The organism is Vibrio sp. 1288 (genome assembly GCF_033344475.1).
In genome coordinates this window covers 1-760 of sequence record NZ_JAWPOX010000410.1, presented here as the reverse complement: position 1 = coordinate 760, position 760 = coordinate 1, and the positions used below count along the sequence as shown (strand labels likewise).

Sequence of the window (760 nt, the reverse complement as noted above, 5' to 3'; positions counted from 1 at the left end):
GCGCGATCATAACCTTGCATACGCAGTTTGGTACGCGTGTCCAAACGCGCACCGAAATAAACAATGGTGCGCTTACCAGCGTCCAACATACGTTTCACCGCGTTGTACGAAGCGTCTTCATGATCCAAGCCCACAGCCATATCAATCGGTTGTGGCGGCAATTCCATGGTTTCGACCACCGGAACGCCAGCGTTTTTGATCATCTGCAACGTGCGTGGAGTGTGGTGACTTTCAGTCAAAATCAACCCATCCACTTGGTAGGAAAGCAAAGAGGCGATTTTGCGCTCTTCCTCCAACTCATCGTAGCTAAAGTGTGCCAGTAGTGTTTCGTAGCCGTTAGCCTTAGTGACCGTCTCTATGCCCTGAACAAAGGAAGCAAAAATTTGGTTGGACAGAGAAGGAAGTAAGATGCCGATGGCTTTGCTGGAAGACTTAGACAACATCGCGGGGGCGCGATTTTCGATGTACCCCATCTCCTCGATTGCCGCGGCAATTTTCACGCGGGTCTTCTCAGCCACCGATTCTGGATTGCGCATATAGCGCGAAACCGTCATCTTTGTTACGCCAACTTGGTCTGCGACATCCTGCAATGTCGTTCGTGTTTTTTTATTCTGTTGAGCCATAAATATGTGATTTATCAATAATGTTACATGTAACATTATGACGAATACACAGGATGCCGACAAGCCACCAAAAGCCAAACATAATATCCACAATAAAATCATACACTTATTGTTATAGAGTTGTTTTTAAAGAAACA

At 46.3% G+C, this 760-nt stretch carries 1 protein-coding gene; it reads right to left on the bottom strand.

Features of this window, described 5'->3' with window-relative positions; all coding sequences use genetic code 11:
* Nucleotides 1–623 (bottom strand): LacI family DNA-binding transcriptional regulator (locus tag R8O11_RS27105; RefSeq protein WP_318194859.1); only part of this gene is annotated, 623 nt, incomplete at its 3' end.
* Nucleotides 624–760: the final 137 nt, after the last annotated feature.